At 47.5% G+C, this 5,670-nt stretch carries 2 tRNA genes and 3 rRNA genes; all 5 read right to left on the minus strand.

Annotated features, from left to right (window positions below):
* Positions 1-46: 46 nt before the first annotated feature.
* Positions 47-154 (minus strand): 5S ribosomal RNA (gene rrf / locus DN748_RS18725).
* Between the two features lie 132 nt (positions 155-286).
* A 23S ribosomal RNA gene (locus DN748_RS18730) occupies positions 287-3,122 on the minus strand.
* Positions 3,123-3,568: 446 nt separating this feature from the next.
* Positions 3,569-3,642: transfer RNA gene (locus DN748_RS18735), tRNA-Ala, on the minus strand.
* Between the two features lie 120 nt (positions 3,643-3,762).
* Positions 3,763-3,836 (minus strand) — tRNA-Ile (locus DN748_RS18740).
* A gap of 71 nt (positions 3,837-3,907) precedes the next feature.
* Positions 3,908-5,427: ribosomal RNA gene (locus DN748_RS18745) — 16S ribosomal RNA — on the minus strand.
* Together the 16S, 23S and 5S rRNA genes with 2 tRNA genes alongside form the textbook arrangement of a ribosomal RNA operon.
* Between the last annotated feature and the right edge of the window lie 243 nt (positions 5,428-5,670).

Raw genomic sequence — 5,670 nt, forward strand, 5'->3', positions numbered from 1 at the left:
CATGATGCCATAAAAAAACCCTTCACCGTAATGATGAAGGGTTTAAAGAAGGCGGCGACATACTCTCCCACGAATGCAGTACCATCTGCGCGCATGGGCTTAACTTCTCTGTTCGGAATGGGTAGAGGTGAGCCCCATGGCTATAACCACCTTAAATCGTTGAATGAATAATTAAAAAGAAAGAATGATACTTCGATCAGTTTTCATTCTTCATTATTACTTTTTCATTCCAAATATCATAACATATTGAGAAAAATCAAATACCATACCTAAAAAACACAGAGCCATAGATAAGTCTACGGGTAATTAGTACTACTCGGCTACGACATTACTGCCCATACACCTGTAGCCTATCAACGTGGTCATCTCCCACGACCCTTTAAAGAAATCTCATCTTGTGGCGGGTTTCGCGCTTATATGCTTTCAGCGCTTATCCCATCCCAACATAGCTACTCAGCGGTGCTCCTGGCGGAACAACTGATACACCAGAGGTTAGTCCAACTCGGTCCTCTCGTACTAGAGTCAGAGCCACGCAAATTTCTAACGCCCACAGTAGATAGAGACCGAACTGTCTCACGACGTTCTGAACCCAGCTCGCGTGCCACTTTAATGGGCGAACAGCCCAACCCTTGGGACCTTCTCCAGCCCCAGGATGTGACGAGCCGACATCGAGGTGCCAAACCCCCCCGTCGATGTGAGCTCTTGGGGGAGATCAGCCTGTTATCCCCGGCGTACCTTTTATCCTTTGAGCGATGGCCCTTCCATACGGAACCACCGGATCACTATGCTCTACTTTCGTACCTGATCGACTTGTAAGTCTCTCAGTCAAGCTCCCTTTTGCCATTGCACTCTACGCACGGTTACCAAGCGTGCTGAGGGAACCTTTAGAAGCCTCCGTTACGCTTTTGGAGGCGACCACCCCAGTCAAACTACCCACCACGAACTGTCTCCCGAGGTTGTCGGGATTAGGCTTCAGATAAGCAAAGGGTGGTATTTCAACAACGACTCCACAACGCCTGGCGACGCCACTTCATAGTCTCCCACCTATCCTACACATCACTTATCCAAAGTCAATACGAAGCTATAGTAAAGGTGCACGGGGTCTTTTCGTCCCACTGCGGGTAATCGGCATCTTCACCGATACTACAATTTCACCGAGTTCATGGCCGAGACAGTGTCCAGATCGTTACACCATTCGTGCAGGTCGGAACTTACCCGACAAGGAATTTCGCTACCTTAGGACCGTTATAGTTACGGCCGCCGTTTACCGGGGCTTCAGTTCAATGCTTCGAGTTACCTCTAACATCTCCCCTTAACCTTCCGGCACCGGGCAGGTGTCAGACCCTATACGTCATCTTTCGATTTAGCAGAGCCCTGTGTTTTTGATAAACAGTCGCCTGGACCTTTTCACTGCGGCCACACCGGAGTGTGGCGTCTCTTCTCCCGAAGTTACGAGACCATTTTGCCTAGTTCCTTAGCCATGAATCGCTCGAGCGCCTTAGAATACTCTTCCCAACCACCTGTGTCGGTTTAAGGTACAGGCTGCATATATCGCTTTTCTTGGAAAATGTTAAAAAGAATTATCACCGCAGCCGAAGCCTTAGTGTACTATCCCTAAGTTCCCTTAGGTTCAACGTACTATTCCGTCAGTACGCATCTTCGCCACATTTCCGTCACTTTTGTCTATATGCAGGTACAGGAATATTAACCTGTTGTCCATCCACTTCCCCCTTCGGGTTCGCGTTAGGCCCTGACTAACCCTCAGCTGATTAGCATAGCTGAGGAAACCGGAGTCTTTCGGCGTGCGGGTTTCTCGCCCGCATGATCGTTACTTATGCCTACATTTTCTTTTCCATACCTTCCAGCATACCTCACAGTACACCTTCAACAAATATGGAATGCTCCCCTACCTCTTGATCCGAAGATCAAAACCATAGCTTCGGTAGTATGCTTATGCCCGATTATTATCCATGCCAGACCGCTCGACTAGTGAGCTGTTACGCACTCTTTAAATGTATGGCTGCTTCCAAGCCAACATCCTAGCTGTCTATGCAGTCCAACCGCGTTTTTTCAACTTAGCATACATTTGGGGACCTTAGCTGATGGTCCGGGTTCTTTCCCTCTCGGACATGGACCTTAGCACCCATGCCCTCACTGCTGGTAATCATTATATAGCATTCGGAGTTTGTCAGGAATTGGTAGGCGGTGAAGCCCCCGCATCCAATCAGTAGCTCTACCTCTATATAACTATAACCAACGCTGCACCTAAATGCATTTCGGGGAGTACGAGCTATTTCCGTGTTTGATTGGCCTTTCACCCCTACCCACAGGTCATCCCAAGACTTTTCAACGTCAACGGGTTCGGGCCTCCACTTTGGGTTAACAAAGCTTCACCCTGCCCATGGGTAGATCACACGGTTTCGCGTCTACTTCTGCCAACTATAGCGCCCTGTTCAGACTCACTTTCGTTACGGCTTCGCATCTCAAATGCTTAACCTTGCTGGCAACAGTAACTCGTAGGCTCATTATGCAAAAGGCACGCCGTCACCCTTAAAGGGCTCCGACCGCTTGTAGGCGTATGGTTTCAGGATCTGTTTCACTCCCTTGTTCAGGGTTCTTTTCACCTTTCCCTCACGGTACTGGTTCACTATCGGTCTCTCAGGAGTATTTAGCCTTAGCGGATGGTCCCGCCAGATTCACACAGGGTTTCACGTGCCCCGCGCTACTCAGGATCCTGCTATCAATAACAACACTTACCGATACGGGACTATCACCCTCTGTGGTCGATCTTTCCAAATCGTTCTTATTCATGTTGCATCAAATATCGCAGTCCTACTACCCCATAATTGCCGTAACAACTATGGTTTGGGCTACTCCGCGTTCGCTCGCCACTACTTGCGGAATCACTGTTGTTTTCTTCTCCTGCGGGTACTTAGATGTTTCAGTTCCCCGCGTTCGCTCCACTTGCGTGGTGACTGGCCTTCAACCAGCCGGGTTGCCCCATTCGGATATCTACGGATCATTTCGTATGTGCCGATCCCCGTAGCTTGTCGCAGCTTATCACGTCCTTCTTCGCCTCTGAGAGCCTAGGCATCCCCCATACGCCCTTACATAACTTATCTATACCTTAATATCATAATATCTCTAAATAGAAACATTACGTCTAATTTGCTCTAATTGTTGCTTTACGTTTAACAAGATCGAAATCTTGTTCGTATTTGCTTTTTCTCAATATGTCAAAGAACTTTTTGTTAGTAGTGAGGTTTTAGTAGTGAGTAGTGAGATAGCAGTAGTGAGAAAAATGTAATTCTCAATACTAATAGCTAATAGCTCAATACTAACAGCTAACAACTAACACCGTGGAGAATATCGGAGTCGAACCGATAGCCTGTCCCGCTTTTACGGGAACCTTCCCGATACACATCGGGACGACCCAGCCCCTGAATGGCTGATTTCCTAATTCTCATTATATAAATGAACTTCTTTTTTTAGTAGTGAGATTTTAGTAGTGAGTAGTGAGAAAACATAAATCTCAATACTAACAGCTCAATACTCAATACTAACACCGTGGAGAATATCGGAGTCGAACCGATGACCTCCTGCGTGCAAGGCAGGCGCTCTAGCCAGCTGAGCTAATTCCCCATTCCTGTTGTTTTGAATGTTGAATTATCTGTGTTGAATTAATCTAAAAAATACAATATAATTCAATGTCCCAACTTCCAGAATTTCCGTATTCTTTTCAATGAACTATTTAATTACTCGTAGTCTCGGGCAGGCTCGAACTGCCGACCTCTACATTATCAGTGTAGCGCTCTAACCAGCTGAGCTACGAGACTATGCTATTATTGACAGCTTAAGCAAGATCATCCTTCATACTTTCACATACTCCTCAATTCCGTCTCTCTAGAAAGGAGGTGTTCCAGCCGCACCTTCCGGTACGGCTACCTTGTTACGACTTAGCCCCAGTTACCAGTTTTACCCTAGGCAGCTCCTTGCGGTCACCGACTTCAGGTACCCCCGGCTTCCATGGCTTGACGGGCGGTGTGTACAAGGCCCGGGAACGTATTCACCGGATCATGGCTGATATCCGATTACTAGCGATTCCAGCTTCACGGAGTCGAGTTGCAGACTCCGATCCGAACTGTGATCGGTTTTATAGATTCGCGCCTGCTCACGCAGTGGCTGCTCGCTGTACCGACCATTGTAGCACGTGTGTAGCCCAAGACGTAAGGGCCGTGATGATTTGACGTCATCCCCACCTTCCTCACGGTTTGCACCGGCAGTCTGGTTAGAGTCCCCGACTTCACTCGCTGGTAACTAACCACAGGGGTTGCGCTCGTTATAGGACTTAACCTGACACCTCACGGCACGAGCTGACGACAACCATGCAGCACCTTGTATATTGTCCGAAGAAATAACTGTTTCCAATTACGTCAACATACATTTAAGCCTTGGTAAGGTTCCTCGCGTATCATCGAATTAAACCACATGCTCCACCGCTTGTGCGGGCCCCCGTCAATTCCTTTGAGTTTCATTCTTGCGAACGTACTCCCCAGGTGGGATACTTATCACTTTCGCTTAGCCACTGAGATGTACATCCCAACAGCTAGTATCCATCGTTTACGGCGTGGACTACCAGGGTATCTAATCCTGTTCGCTACCCACGCTTTCGTCCATCAGCGTCAATCATGTGTTAGTGACCTGCCTTCGCAATCGGTATTCTATGTAATATCTATGCATTTCACCGCTACACTACATATTCTAATCACTTCACACACATTCAAGATAGACAGTATCAGAGGCAATTTTACCGTTAAGCGGCAAACTTTCACCACTGACTTATCCATCCGCCTACGGACCCTTTAAACCCAATGATTCCGGATAACGCTTGCACCCTCCGTATTACCGCGGCTGCTGGCACGGAGTTAGCCGGTGCTTATTCCTACGATACCGTCATCAAGCTACACGTAGCTCTTATTCTTCTCGTAGAAAAGCAGTTTACAACCCATAGGGCAGTCTTCCTGCACGCGGCATGGCTGGATCAGGCTCCCGCCCATTGTCCAATATTCCTCACTGCTGCCTCCCGTAGGAGTCTGGTCCGTGTCTCAGTTCCAGTGTGGGGGATCTCCCTCTCAGGACCCCGATCCATCGTTGCCTTGGTATGCCGTTACCATACCAACTAGCTAATGGAACGCATGCTCATCTTTTGCCGCCTCAGCTTTAATACAGTTCCGATGCCAAAACCGTATACCATGGGGTATTAATCCAAATTTCTTCGGGCTATCCCCCAGCAAAAGGTAGATTGCATACGCGTTACTCACCCGTGCGCCGGTCTCTATAGTAGCAAGCTACTATATACCCCTCGACTTGCATGTGTTAGGCCTGCCGCTAGCGTTCATCCTGAGCCAGGATCAAACTCTTCATCGTTAATCTGTAAATATTATTTACGGAACAAAAGAGCGTTACATGTGTCCATACTCAAAATAATCTTGCTTAAAATCTTCCTAAATCTCGTCACTCCTTATCGAAGTAACTTTTTTAGTGCTGTCAACAATATGTCAAGGAACGTATCCTTATCTTTTTATACATCGCTTAACTCGTAAGCGGCTGCAAAACTAATACCTTTTTTATTCCTGGCAAATATTTATTCAACTTTTTTTCGGTCGCCGG

Origin of the sequence: Sinomicrobium soli, assembly GCF_003285545.1 — a bacterium.
In the GTDB taxonomy this organism is placed as follows: domain Bacteria; phylum Bacteroidota; class Bacteroidia; order Flavobacteriales; family Flavobacteriaceae; genus Sinomicrobium.